This is a genomic window from Streptomyces sp. NPDC058683, from assembly GCF_042716195.1.
In the GTDB taxonomy this organism is placed as follows: domain Bacteria; phylum Actinomycetota; class Actinomycetes; order Streptomycetales; family Streptomycetaceae; genus Streptomyces.
In genome coordinates, this window is the sequence record NZ_JBHXSK010000006.1 from 230,711 (window position 1) to 252,059 (window position 21,349).

Below are 21,349 nucleotides of genomic sequence, written 5' to 3' on the forward strand. Positions count from 1 at the left end.
GTCGCGCCCGCGCGGCGGAGTCGCAGATGTGCGCGCCCCGCGCCCCTGAAAGAAGGGGCGGTCACCCGCACCGACCTTAAGGAGGCAAGCCCCCCATGCCCGAAGTCCTCAAAGCCCCCCTCGTCGTCGAGTTCCCCTTCACCCGGTCCCTCGGCCCGGTCCAGAGCGCCTTTCTCACCGGACTGCGCGAACGCGTCGTCCTCGGCGTGCGGACCGGCGACGGCCGCACCCTCGTCCCGCCCGTCGAGTACGACCCCGTCACCGCCGAGGAGATCCGCGACCTGGTCGAGGTCGCCGCCACCGGCACCGTCACCACCTGGGCCTGGAACCACGAACCCCGCCGCGGCCAGCCCCTGGACACCCCCTTCGCCTGGGTCCTGGTCCGCCTCGACGGCGCCGACACCGCCCTGCTGCACGCCCTCGAAGCCCCCGGCCCCGAGGCCGTCCGCACCGGCATGCGGGTCCGTGTCCGCTGGGCCGAGGAGCGGTCGGGCGCCATCACCGACATCGCCTGCTTCGAACCGTACGACGGCGAAGCGGCCGAACCGGCCGGTCACAGCGGCGAGTTCGAGGACGCCGTGCACGGCATCGTCGCCCACGCCCGCCTCGACTACACCTACTCGCCCGGCCGCGCCCAGTCCGCCTACATCGACGCGCTGTCCACCCGGCGGACCTACGGCGAGCGCTGCCCCTCCTGCCGGAAGGTGTACGTCCCGCCGAGGGGCGCCTGCCCCACCTGCGGGGTGGCCACAGCGGAACAGGTCGAAGTGGGCCCCGGGGGCACGGTCACCACCTTCTGCATCGTCAACATCAAGGCGAAGAACCTCGACATCGAGGTGCCGTACGTCTACGGGCACATCGCCCTGGACGGCGCCGGCCTCGCCCTGCACGGCCGGATCGGCGGCATCCCCTACGACCAGGTGCGGATGGGCCTCAGGGTCGAGCCGGTGTGGACCGAGGGGGCCCGCTATCCCGACCACTACCGGCCCACCGGCGAACCCGACGCGGACTACGACACCTACAAGGAGCTGCTGTGACCGCACCGACGCGGGACATCGCGGTCGTCGCCTTCGCGCAGACCGACCACCGGCGCACCAGCGAGGAGCTCTCCGAGGTGGAGATGCTCATGCCGGTGCTGCACGGCGTCCTCGAACAGACCGGGCTGCGCACCGCCGACATCGGCTTCACCTGCTCCGGATCCAGCGACTACCTGGCCGGCCGTGCCTTCTCCTTCACCCTCGCCCTCGACGGCGTCGGCGCCTGGCCGCCGATCTCCGAGTCGCACGTCGAGATGGACGGTGCCTGGGCGCTGTACGAGGCGTGGACCAAGCTGCTCACCGGGGACGCCGACACCGCCCTCGTCTACTCGTACGGCAAGTCCTCGCCCGGCTCCGTCCGGGACGTGCTCACCCGCCAGCTCGACCCCTACTACCTGGCCCCGCTCTGGCCGGACTCCGTCGCCCTCGCCGCGCTGCAGGCGCAGGCCCTCATCGACGCGGGTCACACCGACGAGCCCGCGCTGGCCGCGGTCGGCGCCCGCAGCCGCGCCGACGCCGGTGCCAACTCCCATGCCCAGCTGCGGGGTTCGGTACCGCAGGGCGACTACCAGGTACGGCCGCTGCGCACCGGCGACTGCCCGCCCATCGGGGACGGGGCCGCCGCGGTGATCCTCGCGGCCGGGGAGCGGGCCCGCGAGCTGTGCTCCCGGCCCGCCTGGATCCGGGGCATCGACCACCGCATCGAGGCGCACGGCCTCGGCGTCCGCGACCTGACCGACGCACCGTCCGCCCGGCTCGCCGCCGAGCGGGCCGGCGCCTTCGACCGGCCCGTCGACACCGCCGAGCTGCACGCGCCGTTCAGCTCGCAGGAGGTTGTCCTCCGCAGGGCGCTGCGGCTCGGCGACGACGTACGGGTGAACCCGTCCGGCGGGGCCCTCGCCGCCAACCCGATCATGGCCGCCGGGCTGATCCGCATCGGCGAGGCCGCCGCCCGCATCCACCGCGGTGACTCCGACCGCGCCCTCGCCCACGCCACCTCCGGGCCCTGTCTGCAGCAGAACCTGGTCGCCGTACTCGAAGGGGATCCGCTGGAGAGCCCCTCTCAGGAAGGGGATCCGCGATGAGCAAGGAGCCCGTGGCCGTCGTAGGGATCGGCCAGACCAAGCATGTGGCGGCCCGGCGGGACGTGTCGATCGCCGGGCTGGTCCGGGAGGCCGCACGACGCGCCCTCGACGACGCCGAGTTGGACTGGGCCGACATCGACGCCGTCGTCATCGGCAAGGCGCCCGACTTCTTCGAGGGCGTGATGATGCCCGAGCTCTACCTGGCGGACGCGCTCGGGGCGGTCGGCAAACCCATGTTGCGGGTCCACACGGCGGGGTCCGTCGGCGGCTCCACGGCGCTCGTCGCGGCCAACCTCGTCGCCGCCCGCGTCCACCCCACCGTGCTCACCCTCGCCTTCGAAAAGCAGTCCGAGTCCAACGCCATGTGGGGGCTGTCCCTGCCGATCCCCTTCCAGCAGCCGCTGCTGGCCGGAGCGGGCGGTTTCTTCGCCCCCCATGTGCGGGCCTACATGCGGCGCAGCGGCGCCCCCGACACCGTCGGCTCGCTGGTCGCCTACAAGGACCGCCGCAACGCGCTCAAGAACCCCTACGCCCACCTCCACGAGCACGACATCACCCTGGAGAAGGTCCAGTCGTCCCCCATGTTGTGGGACCCCATCCGCTACTCGGAGACCTGCCCCTCCTCCGACGGCGCCTGCGCCATGGTCCTCACCGACCGGGCCGGAGCCGCGCGCTCCCCGAAGCCGCCCGCCTGGATGCTGGGCGGCGCCATGCGCAGCGAACCCACCCTGTTCGCCGGCAAGGACGCCGTCTCGCCGCAGGCCGGCAAGGACTGCGCGGCCGACGTCTACCGGCAGGCCCAGATCGCCGACCCGCGCCGGGACATCGACGCCGTCGAGATGTACGTGCCGTTCTCCTGGTACGAGCCGATGTGGCTGGAGAACCTCGGCTTCGCCGCGGAGGGCGAAGGCTGGAAACTCACCGAATCGGGTGTCACCGAACTCGACGGAGACCTCCCCGTCAACATGTCGGGCGGAGTGCTCTCCACCAATCCGATCGGCGCCTCCGGCATGATCCGCTTCGCCGAGGCCGCCCTCCAGGTCCGCGGCCAGGCCGGAGAACACCAGGTGGACGGCGCCCGCAAGGTGCTCGGGCACGCCTACGGCGGCGGCTCCCAGTTCTTCTCGATGTGGCTGGTCGGCGCAGCGGCCCCCGACTCCTGAAAGGACCCCGTCACATGGCCTGTTGAGTGCCGGAACCGAAAGCTAGGCTGGCCGCGGACGACGAATTCGGGAGGAGCACGGACGTGGCCGAGAGCACCATCCAGCAGCAGTCGGTACTGGGCTGGGACAAGCCGGAGCTGGACCTCAGCGAGGCGGAGTGGCAGTCCAGCAGCCGTGGCCTGGGGGATGTCCAGATCGCCTTTGTCGAGGGATTCATCGCGATGCGCAACAGCGGCCGCCCGCAGGGCGCTTCCCTCATCTTCACCCCCGCCGAATGGGGCGCCTTCGTGTCGGGGGCCCGGGAGGGCGAGTTCGACCTGACCTGAGCGCCTGCCCCCGGTTCCGCGGCAGAGAGGCGAACCGGGGGGTGTTCCGCAAGGATTTCCGGACACGTGACCAGCAGCGCCCTTCCGGGGCCGCCGCCTGAGACAGGCTGGCCCCGGACAGGGAAGGTCGTATTCCGGAGGTGAGCAACGATGAGCACTGCGCCGGTCATCGCCGCGGTGGACGGTTCGGACGACAGCCTGCGCGCCCTGGACTGGGCCCTCGACGCGGCCCGGCGACGGGAGGCACCGCTGCGGGTGGTGCATGTGCGCCAGTACGCCGCCTGGGGACAGCCGGACGTCATGGTCGCCGGAGAGCCCGACACGGCCGGCGACCCGGTCCTCGACGAGGTCGGCCGCCGGCTGGCCGCCGACGCCGGGGGACCGGCCGTGGAGTACGTTGCCATGGAGGGCGCCCCGTCCGCGCTGCTGCCCGAACTGGGCTCCGACGCCCAGCTGTTGGTGCTCGGCTCCCGGGGCCGAGGCGGCTTCGCCGGCCTGATCCTGGGCTCCAACGGCATGGCCGCCGCCCGCGACGCCCAGTGCCCGGTGGTCGTCGTACCCAGGCCGGGGCGCGAGGTCCCCGACGAGTTCCCCGCGCGGCCCGGGCCCCGGGTCGTCGTCGGCGTGGACGTGGACAGCCCCGACGACGCCACCCTCGCGTTCGCCTTCGCGGAGGCAGCCCGGCGCGGCGCCCGGTTCCAGGTGATCGCCGCCTACCCGTGGCCGGTCCGGTTCTGGGCCACGGCCGGAGAACTCGCCCCGCCGACCGTCGACCAGGACGAGGTCGAGCAGGAGACCCGCACCCTGGCCGAGGGATTTCTCGCCCCGTACCTCAAGGAGCACCCGAACGTGCCCGCCGAGGTACTCGCGCTGCCCGGCGACGCGGCCGGCGCCCTGGTCGCCGCCTCCAAGGACGCCGAACTGGTCGTCGTGGGGCGGCACCGACGGCGCCTGCTCGCCCCAGCCCGCATGATGGGCTCGGTCACCCAGGCCGTCCTGCTGCACGCGGCGAGCCCGATCGCGGTGATCCCGCCGTCACCGTCCGAAGAGTCCTGAAGTGTCCTGTCAAGCCCCTTGGGTCAGTAACCGTCAGTAGGGAGCGGATCACGCTCATCGGGCGTACGCTGAGCTGCCTGCAAGCCACGGTGCGCGCCCGCTCCCCGCGCTCGCGCATCACCGTGGCAGGGGGTGGTCATGGGACAGCGGGTCCTTCGGAACCGACGGACACTCTACGAACGTGAGAGTGAACTCGCCGTCGTCGACGAGGCGTTGGCCGAACTCACCGGTCTGAGCACGGACGGCGCGGCACCCGCCGACCGGCCGCTCGGCGCGCTGCTGGCCTTCGCCGGCCGCGCCGGGATAGGCAAGACCACGCTCCTCGCCGAGGTCCGCCGCCGTGCCGCCGCCCAGGGCTGCACCGTGCTCTCCGCCCGCGGCGGCGACCAGGAACAGCGCGTCGCCTTCCACGTCGCCCGCCAGCTCCTGCAACCCCGCCTCGCCGGCGCACCGGAGGCCGAACTCCGCGCATCACTGGGCAGTTGGTACGACATCGTCGGCCCCGCCCTGGGCCTGTGCGCCCCCACCGAGGGCGCCCCGCCCGACCAGCAGGGCCTGCGCGACGGCCTCGACTGGGTGCTCACCCACCTCGTGGTACGCCAGGCGCCGATGGTCCTCGTCCTCGACGACGCGCACTGGGCCGACCCCGAATCCCTCGGCTGGCTCGCCGCGTTCGCACCCCGCGCCGAGCAACTCCCGCTGCTCGTCGTCGTCGCCTACCGGCCCGACGAACTCCCGGACCACGCCGAGTCGTTGCGCGGACTGCCCAGCCGGGCCGGCGGCCGCCCGCACGACCTGGAACCGCTCAGCGCCGGCGCCGTCGCCGGCCTGGTCCGCGAGAGCCTCGGCGCGCACGCCGACGACACCTTCTGCCACGAGTGCTGGGCCGTCACCGCCGGCAACCCCTTCGAGACCGTCGAACTGACCGCCAAGGTCCACGACCGGGGCCTCGACCCCACCGAGGCCGGCGCACCCCTGCTGCGCGACCTCGCCGCCGCCGTCAAGGGCAGCGGGCTGATCGCCCGGCTGGAACGCCTCGGCCCCTCCACCGTCCGGTTCGCCTGGGCCTGTGCCGTCCTCGGCACCGAGATCCATCCCGCGCTCGCCGCCGCCGTCGCCGGCCTCGGCCACGAGGAGGCCGCCGACGCCGCCGACGCCCTGCGCGGCGTCCGCGTCCTCACCGGCACCGAGACCCTGGAGTTCGTCCACCCGCTGATCGCCACCGCCGTTTACCGGGCCATCCCGCCCGGCGTCCGGGTCGCCCTGCACGGCCAGGCCGCCTGGTGCGTCACCGACGACGGTCAGAGCGCCGCCACCGCCGCCCGCCACCTCCTGGAAACCCACCCCGAGGGCGACCCCTGGGTCGTCCAGCGACTGCGCGCCGCCGCCGGTGAGACCCTGCGGGCCGGCGCCCCCGACGCCGCCTGCCGCTACCTCGCCCGGGCCCTGCGCGAGCCGCCGCCCGCCAAGGCCCGCGCCGCCGTCCTCTACGAACTCGGCAGCGCCTCCCTGCTCACCGAACCCGCCACCACCGTCAACCACCTGCGTGCGGCCCTCGCGGAACCCATCGCCGAGCCCGGGCTGCGCCAGAACATCGTCTACCGCCTCTCCCAGGTGCTCGCCCACAGCGACCGGCTCGCCGAGGCCTCCGAGACCCTCGCCCGGGAGATCCAGGTGACCGGCGACGCCCGGGTCCGGCTGCGGATGCTCTCCGAACAGTTCATGTGGGACGCCTTCCGCGCCGACGAACCCGACCACCCCTCCCGCTCCCGCCGGCTGGCCCGGCTCGCCGACCGGCTCCAGGGCCGCGACCTCACCGAGCGGTACATCATCGGCCTGCGTACCTGGGACGCCGTCCAGCGCGGCGAACCCGCGCAGGTCGCGCTCCAGCACGCCGAGCGCGCCCTCGCCGGCGGCCTCGGCTGGGCCGAGTCGGACCGCGGTTTCGAGGTGCCCGTCCTGGTCGCCCTCGCCTTCATGTACGCCGACCGGCCCGACCGCACCGAGGAACTCTTCGCCACCGGCACCGCCGACTTCGAACGACAGGGCTGGCGCGGCGCGCACCTCTCCTTCGCGTACACCCTCCACGGTTATGTCCGCTACCGGCGCGGACGCCTCGCCGAGGCCGAGGAACTGGTCCGCTCCGGACTGCGCCTCGCCGAACGGGTCGGCCCCGGCACCCCCGCCCACTGGTACGCGGTCGGCACCCTCATCCAGACCCTGCTCGCCCGCGGTCGCACCGACGAGGCCGCCCAGGTCGCCGAGGACCGCTCCTTCCACGAGCCCTTCCCGGCGGCCGTGGTCTTCCCCGACGCCCAGACGGTCTACGGCGAACTGCTCCTCGCCCGCGGCCTCACCCAGGACGCGGCGGCCGAGCTCGCGGCCGCGGGCCGCCGCCTCGAACCACGCGGTATCCGCAACCCCGCGTGGTGCCCCTGGCAGCTCCACCTGGCCCGCGCCGAGAGCCACGACACACCCGACCGCGCCCTGGCCACGGCCCTGGAAGCGGTGGGCCGCGCCCGCCAGTTCGGTGCCCCGTCGGCGATCGGCCAGGCCCTGCGCACCGCGGCGGAGGTCACGACGGGCCCGGCCCGCCTGACCTACCTGAAGGAGGCCGTGACCCACCTGGAACGCTCTCCGGCAGCCTACGAACTGGCTTGCGCGCTGGTAGCCCTGGGCACGGAACTCCAGGACGCCGACCACCTCCGGCGGGGTCTGGAGACGGCTGAGCGGTGCGGCGCGGACGGCCTGGCGGACGAGGCGCGAGCCAAGCTGGTGGCGACGGAGGCGGCGGCTTTCTAGCAGACGCCGGGCCGGCATGCCAAGGGGCGCGGGGCTGTATCTGATATGCGGCTCCGCCGCCAGGGCGCGAACAGCCACAACGCCGCCGCACCAGCCGCACCACCGCCACCTGCCCCGGCGCCGGCCCTCCACCGCACCACCGCCACCTGCCCCGGCTCCTTCGGCCCAGCCCGGCGCCGTCGACCCGTACCATGGACCGCATGTCGTTCCTCCGTCGCCGCAGCGCCACTCCCGCCGGCCCCGACTTCGACGTACTGGCCATGGACCCGGGCGACTGGCCCGGCAACCTCGGCGCCGGGCTGCTGCCCGCCCCCGACGGCACCTGCCAGGGCGTCTTCCTGCGCTACGACCTCTTCGGAGGCCGTGGCCCCGCGATGATCATCGGCAACCTCCCCGAGGGCTCCCCTGCCCGCGAGGTCGCGGACGACGAGGTCCCCTTCGAGGTCGGCCAGCTCCTGCTCGCGCTGGAGAACGACGAGGACGTCACCGTCGTCGGCACCGAGGACATGCCGGTCCTACAGGGCGACAACCTGCTGATCGTGCGCCGCCTCAAGCTCTCCGAGAGCCGGATCTCCTGCGTCCAGTTCGACCGCAGCGACGGCGTCCTCGTCACCATCGCCGCCTGGGACCGCCCGATCACGGACGACCTGTACGCCCTGCTGAAACCGCTCCCGGCGGAGCTGTTCCAGCAGGGCTGACGACGGTTACCTCCGCCCCCGCCGGCCGGCGGGGGCCACTGTCACGTCGGCCGCGCGGACGAACTCGACCCGGTGGCCGTACTGGATCTCGTAGTACAGGTCCTTGCCGACCACGACCCGGTGCGAGGCGGTGTCGAAGGTGACCGCGTAGTAGTACTCGCCCGGCACCGCGTCACCGACCACGTACTCCTGGCCCGCGGGGATGGTGTACGGCAGCGCCGACACCGCCTGCGCGGGTACCCCGGAGGGGTACGCGGCCGCTTCCGGATAGGCACGGCCGTACACCGGGATGCTGGTCAGGCCCGCCTTCGGCGTCACCACCAGCCCCGTCGCGGTCACCGCCGTCGGCGCCTTCGCCGGGTTCCTGAACCAGGCCTTCTGCCCCAGGTACCAGATCGCCGTCCAGTCGCCCCAGGTGTCCGCCACCGCGTACTGCTGGCCGGTGGAGACCCGCGAGGAGAGATCGTTCACGTCGGTCGTCGGCGTCCTGCCGAGGCCGATGTCCTTGATCAGGGCCGAGCTCTCGTCATGGTCGGAGTACAGCCGTACCTCGCCGGAACCGTGTGCGGCACACGGCTGGCCGCTGGTGACGCAGCCGGTGTACGTCGGCTGGTTCGTGGCGTAGTCCGGCAGGATCGTCACCAGACCGCCCTTCTTGCCCGCCGTGCGCTTGAAGGGGTGCTCGAGCAGCTCGAAGTAGTGCCGCCAGTCCCAGTACGGGCCGGGGTCGGTGTGCATCCCGGGGATGGTGGAGGTGGTCGGCCCCGGCACGTTCTCGTGGCCGAGGATGTGCTGCCTGTCCAGCGGGATCCCGTACTCGGTGGTCAGGTACTTCACCAGCCGGGCCGACGACCGGTACATCGCCTCCGTGTACCAGGCGTCCGGCGCGGCGAGGAAACCCTCGTGCTCGATACCGATCGACTTGGCGTTGATGTACCAGTTGCCCGCGTGCCAGGCCACGTCCTTCGCCTTGACGTGCTGGGCGATCAGTCCGTCGGTGGAGCGGATGGTGTAGTTCCAGGACACATAGGTCGGGTCCTGGACCAGGTTGATGGTCCCGTCCCAGGCGCCCTCCGTGTCATGGATGACGATGTACTTGATGCTCTGCGCGGCCGGCCGGTCGCCGACGTCGTGGTTGCCGTAGTCGTTGTCCCCGAACTCCTCGTAGGGCGCCGGGATCCATTCGCACGACACCGTTGTCGGGCATTCCGTGTCGTCCGCCGCCACCGTGCGCAGCCCGGTCAGCTTCAGCTGCGCGGTGTCGGCCTTCAGACCCGGCTGGGCGGCGAGGGCGACGAGCTCTCCCTCGTCCGTGGTGCGCTCCTGGCCCGTGTGGAGGACGTCGAAGACGTCGTTCGCGTACGCCGCCGCGGTCGCCGAGTCGTCGGCGCCGGAGAAGCGGGCGACCGCGCCGTACCAGTCGGCCGGGTCGGCGCTGAGCGGCTGGTGCAGGGACCGCTGGGCGGCCGCGAGCAGGGCGGCGCCGCCGGCCACGTTCGACGCCGGATCGGTGCGCAGTTCCCCCGCCGGGATGCCGGTCAGCCGGGCGGCCCGGAGGAGGGTCTTGAGACGGGCCGGGAGCGCGGAGTCCGCCGGCACCTTGATGCTGGGGTGCAGGGCCGGCCGGGCACTGTCGCCGCGGGCGTCCTCGGTGCCGTCGGCGAAGTGCTCGGTGGTGGTGGCCAGCGCGGTGTGCGCGTCGGTGAGGTGCATCGGGCCGTAGCCGCCCGTCACACTCGGCGCGCCGTCATGGGTGTCCCAGCGGGACTGGAGGTAGGAGACGGCCAGCAGAACGCTCTGCGGCACGTGGTAGTCGGTCGCGGCGGACGCGAACGCACGCTGGAGCAGTCCGGCGGACGACGCGGCTTCGCCGGGCGGCGGAGCGGCGCCCAGCAACGGCAACAGCAGTGCCGCGGAGCCGACGGCGGCGGCCGCCCTCCGCACAGGTCTGCCGCGACGAGTGGGCGCTGGCTCGGTGACGGATCCTCGCAATGCAGCCTCCAGGGGCGATCGAGCGCGGCGGGGCGTGCGGGGCTGAGCGTGGCTCAGTGGTACCGGCTTGCCGACGATCCGTCAATCATGCCCAGAGGAGGGAGAATTCCCATGTCATACGATGATCGTGGGAGTTTCGCGCCGGAGGCCCCCGGCCTGCGCGGCGTCAGTGGCGTACACCAGTGAGCGGTACGGCCACCCGAGAAATCCGCGGTGCGCGATTGCCCTGTGCGCACCGCGGATTCCTCGTCCCCGTCAGCGAGTGCCGACCGCCGCGCGCACGGCCCGGCGGGCCAGCTGGCAGTCGTCGTGCAGCCGCCGGAGCAGCAGCCGCTGTTCCTCGCCGGTCGGCGCGGCACCCGGGTGGGCCGTACCCTGTGCCGCCGGGGCCGCGTCGTGCATCGAACGCTGCACGGCGGTCTCGTAGGTCCGGATCTCCCGGGTGAGGACCAGCATCAGGTTCACCAGGAAGGCGTCCCGGGACGCGGGCCCCGCCGACTGGGCGATCTGGCTGATCTGACGACGCGCCACCGGGGCGTCCGCGAGGACCGACCAGAGCGTCGCCAGGTCGTACCCCGGCAGATACCAGCCCGCGTGCTCCCAGTCCACCAGCACTGGACCGGCCGGCGACAGCAGGATGTTCGAGAGCAGGGCATCGCCGTGGCAGAACTGGCCCATCCCCTGCCGGCCCGCCGCGACCGCGATGCCGTGCAGCAGCTTCTGCAGGTCACCCATGTCCCGGTCGGTGAGCAGACCCAGCTCGTGGTACCGGGAGATACGGGCCGCATAGTCCACCGGCGCGTCGAAGGTGCCCGCCGGGGGCCGCCAGGCGTTCAGTCGGCAGATCGCGCCCAGGGCGGCCCGGATGTCCGCCCGGGGCGGAGCCTCCGCCGGGTGGCGCTGTACCGCCGCCACCCGGCCGGGCATCCGCTCGATCACCAGTGTGCAGTTGTCCGGGTCCGCCGCGATCAGCCTCGGCACCCGGATCGGCGGCCGGTGCCGGACGAACGAGCGGTATGCCGCTATTTCGTGGCGGATCCGCTCCGCCCAGGCGGGGGAGTGGTCCAGTAGACACTTGGCCACGGCCGTGCTGCGCCCCGTCGTCCCGACGAGGATCACGGACCGCCCGGAGCGCCGCAGCACCTGCACCGGAGCGAACTCCGGGCAGATCCGGTGCACCGACGCGATCGCGGTGCGCAGCTGTGCGCCCTGGGGGCCGGACAAGTCGAGTCTCCCGCTGAGCGGTTGGGTGCCCGGACCCGCGGCGCGCCGCTGCCGGCCCACGACCGGTACGGCGGCCCCGGTACGTGCGGGGTCGAGATAGGGTCCGCTGCCCGCCGGGCGGGGGCGCAGCGTCCGGGGCGGGGCGGACACGGAGGACGATGCTGCGTACATGGGCGATACAGATCCCTTCGTGTACCTGCGGTGCCTGCCTGAGAAGTCCTGCGAGAGGTCCTCGGCGCCCACCCGGCCCGGCCGCCCGGACACACCCTGGGGAGTGTGCCCGTCGAGTGGTGACCGGGTCGGGGTGGCGCGTTCCTACCTGACACCCGTTGCCCAGTGGCACACCATCTGGCGCACCCTGGCGAACCGTGGCGAATAGTCGCCCGGCAATCGTCACGGGGCTACTGTCAAGTCAGCCGAGAACCTGGGGGCTTGACGTGAGCGGACAATCCAACACCCGCCTCTCGGACCTGTTCGGCCTGGCCGGCTGGTCCAAGGGTGAACTCGCGAGGCTGGTCAACCGGCAGGCGGCGGCCATGGGCCACCCCCAGCTGGCGACCGACACCTCCCGGGTGCGGCGGTGGATCGACACGGGAGAGATCCCGCGCGATCCGGTGCCGCGGGTGCTGGCGGCCCTGTTCACCGAGCGTCTCGGCCGTGTCGTGACCATCGAGGACCTCGGTCTGGTACGGCACGGGCGTACGGGAAAACGGCCGGACGACGGGAACGTGGAACATCCCGACGGCATGCCGTGGGCGCCCGAACGAACCGCCGCGGTCCTCACCGAATTCACGGGAATGGACCTCATGCTCAACCGACGCGGCTTGGTGGGCGCGGGTGCCGCGCTCACCGCGGGATCCGTACTCAGCAGCGCCATGCACGAGTGGCTGCACACCGACCCCACCCTGAAGGCCGACGCCCCCGTCCTCGACGACCCTCTGCACGCCGACCCCGCTGGGTTCGACCGTTACGAGGCCGCCCCCATCGGGTCCGAGGAGATCGAGGAACTGGAGATCTCCGTCGAGGTGTTCCGCGCCTGGGACGCGGCCCGCGGCGGCGGGCTGCAGCGCAAGGCCGTGGTGGGACAGCTCAACGAGGTGGGCGGCATGCTCGCCTACCGTCACCCCGACCACCTGCAGCGGCGCCTGTGGGGCGTCGCCGCCAACCTCGCCGTGCTCGCGGGCTGGATGTCGCATGACATCGGCCTGGAGCCCACGGCCCAGAAGTACTTCGTCATCGCCGCTCACGCGGCCCGTGAGGGTGGTGACCGGCCGCGTGCCGGGGAGGCGCTCTCCAGAGCGGCTCGCCAGATGGTGCACATCGGCCGGCCCGACGAAGCACTCGACCTGATGAAGCTCGCCCAGTCCGGCTCGGGCCACGAGGTGCTGCCGCGCACCCAGGCGATGTTCCACACCATCGAGGCGTGGGCGCAGGCGTCGATGGGCAAGGGCCAGGCGATGCGCCGTACCCTCGGCCAGGCGGAGAGCCTCTTCGTCTCGGACCGCAGCGATGTGCCGCCGCCGAGCTGGATGCAGATGTTCAACGAGGCGGATCTGTACGGCATGCAGGCCCTGGCCTACCGCACGCTGGCCGACCATGACCCGAGCGCGGCCGTACACGCCCGGCACTATGCGGAGAAGGCCCTGATGCTCAGGGCCGACAGCAAGCAGGAGCGGTCGAAGATCTTCGACTTCCTCTCCATGGCCTCCGCCTGCTTCATCGCGGACGACCCCGAACAGGCGGGTCACTACGCGCGGTTGGCCCTGATGTCGATGGGGTCCAACTCCTCCCACCGCACCTGGGACCGGCTGCGTCAGATGTACCGGCTCACGGCCGAGTACGCCGGCTACCCGAAGATCCAGGAACTGCGGGAGGAGATCAAGCTCGTCCTGCCCAAGACCAGGAACAGGGGGACGAACAACAGCGCACAGGCATAGGGAGCCTGTGCGTGTCCAAGTGCACCGGTTGATCCGGGTGGCGGCAGCCGCCCTTATTCACTCACCTTGGCGATGAGCACGCAGGCCTCGTCCTCGCGCTCGGTCTCGCCGAATTCCTCGATCACGGCCCTGACACAGTCCTGGGCGGTGCGTGCCGTCCCGAACCGCGGGGACAGGCCGAGGAGCCGGTCCAGGGAGTCCGCCGCGCTGTGCCCGGGCAACAGCCCGTCGGTGTGCAGCAGGAGCAGGTCGCCCGGTTCCAGGGTCACTTCGGCCTGCCCGTAACCGGCTCCCGAGGTGGCGCCGAGCAGGACGCCGTCCGGCGCGCTCAGCACGCACCCCGTCCCGTCGCGGAACAGCAGCGGGGCGGGGTGCCCTGCCTGCGCCCAGGTCAGGGTGCGGGTCGTGGGGCGGTAGCGGCAGCAGACGGCGCTGCCCAGCGCGGGTTGCACGGTGGCGTCGAGCAACTGGTTCAGCAGGGACATGAGTTGCCCCGGCTGGGAGCCGGCCATCGCCATGCCCCGTACGGCGCCGAGGAGCATCGTCATGCCCGAGGTGACGGCGACTCCGTGCCCGGTGAGGTCGCCGACGCTGAGCAGGGTGTCGCCATCGGGCAGCTCCAGCGCGTCGTACCAGTCGCCGCCGAGCAGGGCGCTGGCCCCGGACGGCAGGTAACGGGCGGCGGCATCGAGGGTGCCCGGGCCACGGCAGGGCAGCCGCAGCGTGCCGCGCCCCGGCGGCAGCACGGCTTCCTGCAGTTCGGCCGCGAGCCGCTGCTCGGTCTGGTCCCGCCGGCGCCGGTGCCGCATCGAGTCGCGGGTCTCGCGCACCGTGCGCTGGCTGCGCCGCAGTTCGCTGACGTCCCGCAGCACGGCCCACATCGAGGCGGTGCTGCCGTCGCCGCCGAGTACGGGCTCGCCCATCATGTGCACGGTCCGCACGTTCCCGTCGGGCCGCAGGACGCGGAACTCGCCGTCGATCGGCTTGGCGTCGACCAGGCAGTCGGTGACCATCGCGGTCAGTCCGGGCCGGTCCTCGTCCAGGACCAGGGCGGGCAGTTCGTCGAGGGTGAGCGCGGGCGCGGCCGGGTCGCGGCCGAGGATCTGGTAGAGCTCGCCGGACCAACTGGCCTCGTCCGTCAGGAGGTTCCACTCCGCGCTGCCGACCCGGCTGAGCAGTGAACCGTGCGGGATGCCGGCCGGTGCCGAGGAACGCACCGGCCCGGCGTCCGGGGCGGGCGGCGGCGGCGCGGGGCCGTCCCGCAACTGCGCCAAGTGCTCGTCCAGATCGTTGAGCTGATGCAGCGCCAGGTCGTACAGCGCGCGCTGCCAGCGGTCCCGGGGGTCCGAGCCGTCGCTCCGGGTGTCCCGTCGTACGGCGTCCACATCGCCCTTGAGCCGCCGCGTCTGCGATATCAACGCCTCGACCGAGCCGCGCCCGGGCGGCTGGGCGGCGGGGCGGTCCGCGGAGACATGGGACGGCATGACGCACTCCGATGCGGGGACGGTACGGCCAGGACGGGCGGGGGACCGGTTACGACTGTTGCACAGCCTGCGACGCCCCGTAAGGGATTTGGCAACACACGATACGGTGGTGCTTCTGGCATATGCCAGAGTCTTCACGGGCTGGTGGACCGCTATGAAAGACGTACGCGGCCGGGTGGGGCAAGTCGTAGGCGGACTACGCGGTTTGACCTATTTTCAAGGGTGCTCGTGTCGCGCTCGGGCGACTGTTCGACGTGCCTGTGTTCGTAGTGTCGCGGTCTCGGCCACCCGCGGCAACTCTGTCCGGATTTCGCGTCATGCGAAGGGCACCTATGGAGTCCTACAGGCATGGACATCACTTTCGAGCAACCTGCCCGCGCCCGGCTGATCACCGCCGAGGACCAGGAGGTCCCGGTGCCCGCCACGCTCCGGTACACCTCCGGTGATCCGCTGGCCGTGTTCGTCGACTTCCCCGCCGAGGTCACCCTCGGCGGGGAGGAGGTCACCTGGACCTTCGCGCGCTCGTTGCTGGACCAGGGTCTCGATGTCCCCGCCGGACGCGGGGACGTGCACATCTGGCCCTGCGGCCGGGGCCGTACGGCCGTGGAGTTCCACTCGCCGCACGGGCTCGCCCTGCTCCAGTTCGACACGCAGGCGCTCGTCCGTTTCCTGCAGCGCACCCACGAGGTGGTGGCGCCGGGGGAGGAGGACGTCGAGGCGGTCGTGGAGCGGGGTCTGAGCACGTTGTTCGGGGGTGTGTGAGAGGGATCCGGCGCTACCGACGCGTACTTTGACTTCTGTTCACTCCGCCTCACCGCTCCGGTCCGGACCCTGATGAACGCCCCGTGCACCCTTGCGCGCGGTATGCCACAGGGGCACACCCGTGACGAGGACGGGGCGAATGACACCGATCAGCCGAAGAGGCTTCGTGGGACTGGGCGCTTCCGTGGCGGCGGGCATGGCGATGAGCACCGCCGGCCCACGGACGGCGGCCGCGGCCCAGAGCACGGCGACCGGCACGATCTCGGACGTGAAGCACGTGGTCATCCTGATGCAGGAGAACCGCAGCTTCGACCACTACTTCGGGCGCCTCAGGGGCGTCCGCGGCTTCGCCGACCGCAGCGGTATCACCCTGAGCGGCGGCTACCCGGTCTTCAACCAGCCCAACGGCTCGGGCCGCCAGTATCCCTGGAGGCTCAGCGCCACCCCCGACGCCGGCGGCCAGGACGGCGAGACCCTCGCCCAGTGCAACGGCGACCTGCCGCACTCCTGGTCCTCCCAGCACTCCGCCTGGAACAAGGGCCGCCTGGACAACTGGGTCGCGGGAGTCGGCAACGTGCGGTCCCTCGGCTACCTGGACCGCTCCGACATCCCCTTCCACTACGCGCTCGCCGACAACTACACGATCTGCGACGCCTACTTCTGCTCCACCCTCAGTGCCACCGGCCCCAACCGCACCTACCTGTGGAGCGGCAAGGTCGACCCCGCCAGCTACGACGGCGGCGACGAGTCCGGCCTGACCTGGCAGAACTACGCCGAGGCCCTGCAGAACGCCGGAGTGACCTGGAAGGTCTACCAGAACGCCCAGGACAACTACGGGGACAACGGCTGCGCCTACTTCAAGAACTTCGCCGGCGCGAAGGCGGGCAACCCGCTGTACGACCGGGGCATGGCCTCCGTCCCGAGGGTCACGGGCTCCACCCCCGACGACATCGCCGCCGCCATCAGGGCCGACGCCGTCGCGGGCACCCTCCCGCAGGTCTCCTGGGTGGTCGCCAACCAGGCCTTCTCCGAGCACCCCTACGCCCCGCCGGGTGACGGCGCCCACTTCGTGAACCTGGTCTACCAGGCCCTCGCCGCCGACGAGGACGTCTTCAACTCCACCGTCCTGTTCCTCAACTACGACGAGAACGACGGCTACTTCGACCACGTCCCGCCCCCGGCGCCGCCCGCCGGCACGGCCGGTGAGTTCCTGAACGGCGTGCCGTACGGCTTCGGGTTCCGCGTCCCGATGATCGTCATCTCGCCCTGGACGCGCGGTGGCTGGGTCTCCTCCGAGGTCTTCGAGCACACCTCGGTGCTGCGCTTCCTGGAGACCTGGACCACGGCCCTCGGCAAGCCCGCGAACTGCCCCAACATCAGCACCTGGCGGCGCTCGGTGAGCGGCGACCTGACCGGCGTCTTCGACTTCGCCAACCCGGTCCACGGCGCCGTCTCCCTGCCCGCGACCAGCGTGATCGGCTACTCCACCTGCGGTCCGCTGCCCAACCCGGTGCCCACCACCAACGCCCTGCCCGCCCAGGAGTCCGGCACCCGCCCGGCCCGTGCGCTGCCCTACCAGCCCAACGGGTACCTGGACCACCTGGAGTTCGGGACGCCCGGCACGATCCGCGCCTGGTTCACCATGGCCAACCAGGGCACCCCGGCCACCCGGGCGGCGCACTTCTCCCTCCACCCGAACGCCTACCGGGACACCACTCCCTGGCAGTACACGGTGGCCGCGGGCGGCACCGCATCCGACTACTTCAACATCGGCACGGGGTACGGCGGCGGCAAGTACGACCTGACCATGACCGGCCCCAACCGATTCGTGCGCCGCTTCCAGGGCGACGCCACCAAAGCCGGCAAGTCGGCCGAGGTGAGCACCCGTTACACCGTGGAGCCCGGCACCGGCAAGCTCGCCGTCTGGTTCAAGATGACCAACTCGGGCTCGGCGCCGGTGAAGTTCACCATCGCCTCGAACAACTACCGCACCGACGGCCCCTGGACCTATCAGGTGGCCGCCGGGGCTTCGGTCGAGGACTACTTCAACGCCGTCGCCTACCAGGGTGGTTGGTACGACTTCACGGTCACGGTGGACTCCGACGCGACCTGGTCGCGCCGGTTCACCGGCCACCTGGAGACGGGCTCCGCGAGCGTCAGCGGCTGACGTCCCGGGCGTACAGGTCCGGGCGCGGGGCGAGTTCGACGGTCGTACGGCCGCCGGACTCCAGCGCCCGGACCCCGGCCTCGGCGACCACGGAGGACGCGTAGCCGTCCCAGACGCTCGGTCCGGTGACCCGGCCCTGCCGGGTGGCGTCCACCCAGGACTGCACCTCGCGGTCGTAGGCGTCCGCGAACCGCACCAGATAGTCCTGGGGCACCTCCTCGCGGGCGGCGCCCGCCGAGGTGACCAGCATGGTGTGGTCCTCGCCGATCCGGGCGCTGCCCCGCTCGCAGACCACCTCGCAGCGCACCTGGTAGCCGAAGCCGCAGTTGACGAAGACCTCGACGTCGACGAGGGCGCCGCCGTCGGTCTCGAAGAGCACCAGCTGCGGGTCGAGCAGTCCCTCAGGGGCGCCGGCGGAGGGCCGCGGCCGCAGCACCGTCACCGCGGTCAGCTCCTGGCCGAGCAGCCAGCGGGCCGCGTCGATCTCGTGCGAGACCGAGCTGTTGATCACCATGGCGCTGGTGAAACCGGGCGGCGAGGACACGTTGCGATGGGTGCAGTGCAGCATCAGCGGCCGGCCCAGGCCGCCGCCGTCCAGCAGTGTCTTGAGGCGCCGGTACTCGGCGTCGTAACGGCGCATGAACCCGATCTGGGCCAGCCTGCGGCCGAGCCCGGCCTCGGCCTCCACGACCCGGAGCGCACCTGTGGAGTCCGGCACCATGGGCTTCTCGCACAGCACCGGCAGCCCGCGGGTGAAGGCCGCGAGCAGCGGCTCCTCGTGCGCCGGGCCGGGGGAGGCGATCAGCACGGCCTCGACACCGGGCGCGTCCAGGGCGGCCAGCGGATCCGCGTGGACGGTGACCCCGTCGAGGCCGGCCGCCGCCTCCTTGGCGCGGTCGAGGTCGGGGTCGGCCACAGCCGCCACCCTCGCTCCGCTCACCACTTGGTCGAGCCGTCGTATGTGGTCGGCGCCCATGTGTCCGGCACCCAGTACCGCGACGCCCAGAAGTTCAGCCACGCCCACACTCCCTCTCGGCCGACGATCTCGTCCCAGAGCCTAGACGTCGGCCGGAGAAGCGGTTTCGTCAGTAGCGCAGCACCCCGGCGATGCCGTTCTCGTCGCCCAGCGTGCCGTCCGGGACGAAGCGGACGTCGGCGCCGGTCTCCAGGCACTGCTCGACGATCTCGTCCACGATGTCGTCGCGGGCGTCGAGGTCGCCGCTCGCGGCCGGGACCAGGTGGTCGCCGTCGTCACGGACGGTCGTGCGGTAGTTCTCCTCGACGGCCAGGAGCCGGACGCGGCCCTCACGGGCGCTCTGCCAGACCTCGTCGACACCGGCCGCGAACGTCCGGTGACCGCGGGCCGATTCCAGTTCCCGGGTCACCGACGCGGTGTTGCGGCGGGAGTCCGCGGCCAGCAGCGGCTGAATCACCTGCCACACGGCCTCAGGGCCTGCGTGCGTGAGGCCGCCGTGCTGCACGGGGATGGTGAACCTGGCGACGTTGCCGAACTCCTCCCACAGGGACAGCGCGGCCTGCTCGCCGGTGACGTACAGGCGCCGCGGCTCCTCGCGCAGCAGCGCGGCCATCACCGTGTCCGCGTCCCGCAGGAAGCGTTTGGTGTCCTCGTCGCGGAAGGTGCTGGGCATGTCGCCGATGCGCTGGAGCCGCTCGGCGTCGAAGTTCTCCTGGCTGCGGGTCATCGGGAAGCCGCCGGCCTGGCTCTCGGCGACCCGGTCGACCCCGCCGTTCCACAGCGTGATGCGGTCGGCCGAGATCGACAGTACCCAGAACGGCCGCTCGGAGGCCTGGGCCGAGACCAGGTTGCGGGTGAGGAAGGTGTCCGAGAGCACCACGCGCTCGGGCACGCTGCGGGCCAGTGACCACACCTGGTGCTCACCCGGCGCGGCGAAGATCACCAGACCGTCCTCGGCGTGCGCCAGATCGATCTCGGCGAGAGCCCGGTCGAGCTGGTCGAAGACGTCGCTGCGGCGTTCCCGGGTGACCGCGGGATCGGTTTCCAGCTGCTTCTTCGCCTCGGCCACGACATTGCGCAGCCGGACGGGATCCTGAGCGTTGTGCGGCTCGCGGCGGTGCGTCGGCGTCAGCACGGAGACGGCGGGGTAGGGGCGCGGGCGGCGCAGCTCGGCGAGGGTCGAAGGACTGAGTGCGTGCTCCATATGAGCACCATAGGGCCGATTCGCGACTGGGGCATTTGGGGTAATTCTCTTCATGGGATTCATGGGACCCGTGGGACGCACCCGGCGGGATCCACCCGGTGCGCGGCGGAGGTGAGCGCGATGGCCAAGCTGACCGTCGACGGCGACGAGGTCGTCGTCCGCCTGGGTGGGCGGGAGCGGCTGCTGGCGCACCGCCGCCGGGTCAGGGTGCCGCTCGCCCAGGTGCGCGCGGCCTCGGTGGAGCCCGACTGGTGGCGGGTGCTGCGCGGCGAACCGCATCCCGGCCACTTCCGTCCCGACCGGTTCTGCGTCGGCGCCTGGCAGCACCCGGGCGGGCGGGACTTCGTCGCCGTCCACGACCACGGCCCGGTCGTCCTGGTCGACCTGGCGCCGTCCGCGCGCTTCGCCCGGCTCGCGGTGTCCGCGGACGACGCGGAGGCGGTCGTGGCGGCCATCAGACGCACGCTGTAACCGTGTTGAGGCCGGGATCCCGATGACGGTGGGCGGAGCGGCCGGTTACCGTACCCGGCAGTAACCGGATCACGCCCCAGGAGGCCCCCATGCCGCAGCTCGAAGTCGACGGAGCGGCGCTGACGTACGACGACGAGGGCCCCCGGGACGGCGCCGCCGCGCCCCTGGTGTTCATCCACGGCTGGACCGCCGACCGGCACCGCTGGGACCACCAGATGGCGCACTTCGCCGAGGACCGCCGGGTGATCCGCCTCGACCTGCGCGGTCACGGCGAGAGCACCGGGGCCGGCGTGAAGACGATCGCCGAACTCTCCCAGGACGTCGTCGCCCTGCTCGACCATCTCGAGGTGGATCGTTTCGTCCCCGTCGGTCACTCCATGGGCGGCATGATCTCCCAGACCCTCGCGCTCACCCGCCCCGAGCGGGTCGAGCGGATGGTGCTGGTCAACTCCATCGGCAAGATGGCGTACAGCCGCGGCCGCGGCCTGCTGATGGCGGCCTCCACCCTGGTGCCGTTCAAGCTGTTCGTCGCCGCCAACATCCAGCGCGCCTTCGCCCCGGGGTACCCCCGTGAGGAGATACGCGGGTACGTCCGCGCCTCCGCGGACACCCCGCGCGAGGTCGTCATGACGCTGTACGGCGCCATGCGGGCCTTCGACGTCCTCGACCGGGCCGGGGAGATCTCCGCGCCCACCCTGATGGTGCACGGCTACCACGACATCCAGCTGCCGGTGGGGCAGATGCTGCGGATGGCCAAGGCCTACCCGGACGCCGAGGTCCGGATCATCGACGCCGGCCATGAACTCCCCGTGGAGCGACCGGCGGAGCTGACGGCGGTACTGGACCGCTTCCTGACGGCGGCGTCGTCGCGCGAGGAGCGTGCGGAGCGCGAGGACGCGTAGAGCGAGGTCGCGACAGCGGCAGGTGACCGGCGCCCCGGTGGAAAACCGGGGCGCCGGTTCCGT

The 21,349-nt window shown here is 72.1% G+C and carries 17 protein-coding genes; 12 read left to right on the top strand and 5 right to left on the bottom strand.

Annotated features, from left to right (window positions below; translation table 11 throughout):
- The first annotated feature begins 95 nt into the window (after positions 1-95).
- The 7 genes from ACFWXC_RS09015 (at position 96) to ACFWXC_RS09045 (ending at position 8,167) form a co-directional block, all read left to right on the top strand.
- Positions 96-1,037, top strand: coding sequence for a Zn-ribbon domain-containing OB-fold protein (locus tag ACFWXC_RS09015; protein WP_384475391.1), 942 nt, complete (start codon positions 96-98; stop codon positions 1,035-1,037).
- Positions 1,034-2,122 (top strand): thiolase domain-containing protein, encoded by a 1,089-nt coding sequence (locus ACFWXC_RS09020; RefSeq protein ID WP_384475394.1) that lies wholly within the window; start codon positions 1,034-1,036, stop codon positions 2,120-2,122. Before ACFWXC_RS09015 ends, ACFWXC_RS09020 begins: the two co-directional genes overlap by 4 nt.
- Positions 2,119-3,285: a thiolase domain-containing protein gene (locus tag ACFWXC_RS09025; protein WP_384475397.1), complete on the top strand. Its 1,167-nt coding sequence runs from the start codon at positions 2,119-2,121 to the stop codon at positions 3,283-3,285. Before ACFWXC_RS09020 ends, ACFWXC_RS09025 begins: the two co-directional genes overlap by 4 nt.
- Positions 3,286-3,368: 83 nt before the next feature.
- Positions 3,369-3,611, top strand: coding sequence for a DUF397 domain-containing protein (locus tag ACFWXC_RS09030; protein WP_384475401.1), 243 nt, complete (start codon positions 3,369-3,371; stop codon positions 3,609-3,611).
- A 150-nt stretch (positions 3,612-3,761) separates the two neighbouring features.
- Positions 3,762-4,667, top strand: a complete 906-nt coding sequence (locus tag ACFWXC_RS09035) for a universal stress protein (RefSeq protein ID WP_384475404.1) — start codon at positions 3,762-3,764, stop codon at positions 4,665-4,667.
- Positions 4,668-4,805: 138 nt separating this feature from the next.
- On the top strand, positions 4,806-7,469 hold the full coding sequence (locus ACFWXC_RS09040) for an ATP-binding protein (RefSeq protein ID WP_384475407.1): 2,664 nt from the start codon (positions 4,806-4,808) through the stop codon (positions 7,467-7,469).
- Positions 7,470-7,669: 200 nt separating this feature from the next.
- Positions 7,670-8,167 carry a hypothetical protein gene (locus tag ACFWXC_RS09045; protein ID WP_384475410.1) on the top strand — a complete coding sequence of 166 codons (498 nt, stop codon included), beginning with the start codon at positions 7,670-7,672 and terminating at the stop codon, positions 8,165-8,167.
- 6 nt (positions 8,168-8,173) lie between these two features.
- On the opposite strand, the gene ACFWXC_RS09050 is transcribed toward ACFWXC_RS09045, so the two are convergent.
- Positions 8,174-10,159 carry an N-acetylmuramoyl-L-alanine amidase gene (locus tag ACFWXC_RS09050; RefSeq protein WP_384475413.1) on the bottom strand — a complete coding sequence of 662 codons (1,986 nt, stop codon included), beginning with the start codon at positions 10,157-10,159 and terminating at the stop codon, positions 8,174-8,176.
- Positions 10,160-10,414: 255 nt separating this feature from the next.
- Positions 10,415-11,554, bottom strand: a complete 1,140-nt coding sequence (locus ACFWXC_RS09055) for an aminoglycoside phosphotransferase family protein (protein WP_384475416.1) — start codon at positions 11,552-11,554, stop codon at positions 10,415-10,417.
- 266 nt (positions 11,555-11,820) lie between these two features.
- Between ACFWXC_RS09055 and ACFWXC_RS09060 the strand changes: the two genes are divergently transcribed.
- Complete coding sequence (locus tag ACFWXC_RS09060; RefSeq protein WP_384475418.1) at positions 11,821-13,320, top strand: hypothetical protein; 1,500 nt, start codon at positions 11,821-11,823, stop codon at positions 13,318-13,320.
- 53 nt (positions 13,321-13,373) lie between these two features.
- Here ACFWXC_RS09060 and ACFWXC_RS09065 read toward each other — a convergent pair whose 3' ends face one another.
- Positions 13,374-14,804, bottom strand: a complete 1,431-nt coding sequence (locus ACFWXC_RS09065; protein WP_384475420.1) for a PP2C family protein-serine/threonine phosphatase — start codon at positions 14,802-14,804, stop codon at positions 13,374-13,376.
- A gap of 348 nt (positions 14,805-15,152) precedes the next feature.
- On the opposite strand from ACFWXC_RS09065, the gene ACFWXC_RS09070 reads away from it, so the two are divergent.
- Positions 15,153-15,566 (top strand): SsgA family sporulation/cell division regulator, encoded by a 414-nt coding sequence (locus ACFWXC_RS09070; protein WP_351707504.1) that lies wholly within the window; start codon positions 15,153-15,155, stop codon positions 15,564-15,566.
- Between the two features lie 139 nt (positions 15,567-15,705).
- Positions 15,706-17,733: a phosphocholine-specific phospholipase C gene (locus ACFWXC_RS09075; protein ID WP_384475423.1), complete on the top strand. Its 2,028-nt coding sequence runs from the start codon at positions 15,706-15,708 to the stop codon at positions 17,731-17,733.
- Here ACFWXC_RS09075 and ACFWXC_RS09080 read toward each other — a convergent pair.
- Together ACFWXC_RS09080 and ACFWXC_RS09085 are read right to left on the bottom strand one after the other, a co-directional pair.
- A complete protein-coding gene (locus tag ACFWXC_RS09080) occupies positions 17,723-18,751 on the bottom strand; it encodes a Gfo/Idh/MocA family protein (protein ID WP_384475426.1) in 1,029 nt (342 codons plus the stop codon). The genes ACFWXC_RS09075 and ACFWXC_RS09080 overlap by 11 nt on opposite strands.
- Positions 18,752-18,818: 67 nt before the next feature.
- Positions 18,819-19,913, bottom strand: coding sequence for a chemotaxis protein (locus ACFWXC_RS09085; protein ID WP_384475429.1), 1,095 nt, complete (start codon positions 19,911-19,913; stop codon positions 18,819-18,821).
- A gap of 120 nt (positions 19,914-20,033) precedes the next feature.
- On the opposite strand from ACFWXC_RS09085, the gene ACFWXC_RS09090 reads away from it, so the two are divergent.
- Positions 20,034-20,384 (top strand): hypothetical protein, encoded by a 351-nt coding sequence (locus ACFWXC_RS09090; RefSeq protein ID WP_384475432.1) that lies wholly within the window; start codon positions 20,034-20,036, stop codon positions 20,382-20,384.
- Positions 20,385-20,473: 89 nt separating this feature from the next.
- Positions 20,474-21,286 carry an alpha/beta fold hydrolase gene (locus ACFWXC_RS09095; RefSeq protein ID WP_384475435.1) on the top strand — a complete coding sequence of 271 codons (813 nt, stop codon included), beginning with the start codon at positions 20,474-20,476 and terminating at the stop codon, positions 21,284-21,286.
- The last annotated feature ends 63 nt before the right edge of the window (positions 21,287-21,349 follow it).

Coding starts and splice junctions, on each gene's coding strand:
- ACFWXC_RS09065 (WP_384475420.1), bottom strand. CDS start 14,804: ATGCCGTCCCATGTCTCCGCGGACCGCCCCGCCGCCCAGCCGCCCGGG.
- ACFWXC_RS09075 (WP_384475423.1), top strand. CDS start 15,706: ATGACACCGATCAGCCGAAGAGGCTTCGTGGGACTGGGCGCTTCCGTG.
- ACFWXC_RS09035 (WP_384475404.1), top strand. CDS start 3,762: ATGAGCACTGCGCCGGTCATCGCCGCGGTGGACGGTTCGGACGACAGC.
- ACFWXC_RS09040 (WP_384475407.1), top strand. CDS start 4,806: ATGGGACAGCGGGTCCTTCGGAACCGACGGACACTCTACGAACGTGAG.
- ACFWXC_RS09070 (WP_351707504.1), top strand. CDS start 15,153: ATGGACATCACTTTCGAGCAACCTGCCCGCGCCCGGCTGATCACCGCC.
- ACFWXC_RS09025 (WP_384475397.1), top strand. CDS start 2,119: ATGAGCAAGGAGCCCGTGGCCGTCGTAGGGATCGGCCAGACCAAGCAT.
- ACFWXC_RS09055 (WP_384475416.1), bottom strand. CDS start 11,554: ATGTACGCAGCATCGTCCTCCGTGTCCGCCCCGCCCCGGACGCTGCGC.
- ACFWXC_RS09085 (WP_384475429.1), bottom strand. CDS start 19,913: ATGGAGCACGCACTCAGTCCTTCGACCCTCGCCGAGCTGCGCCGCCCG.
- ACFWXC_RS09015 (WP_384475391.1), top strand. CDS start 96: ATGCCCGAAGTCCTCAAAGCCCCCCTCGTCGTCGAGTTCCCCTTCACC.
- ACFWXC_RS09095 (WP_384475435.1), top strand. CDS start 20,474: ATGCCGCAGCTCGAAGTCGACGGAGCGGCGCTGACGTACGACGACGAG.
- ACFWXC_RS09090 (WP_384475432.1), top strand. CDS start 20,034: ATGGCCAAGCTGACCGTCGACGGCGACGAGGTCGTCGTCCGCCTGGGT.
- ACFWXC_RS09045 (WP_384475410.1), top strand. CDS start 7,670: ATGTCGTTCCTCCGTCGCCGCAGCGCCACTCCCGCCGGCCCCGACTTC.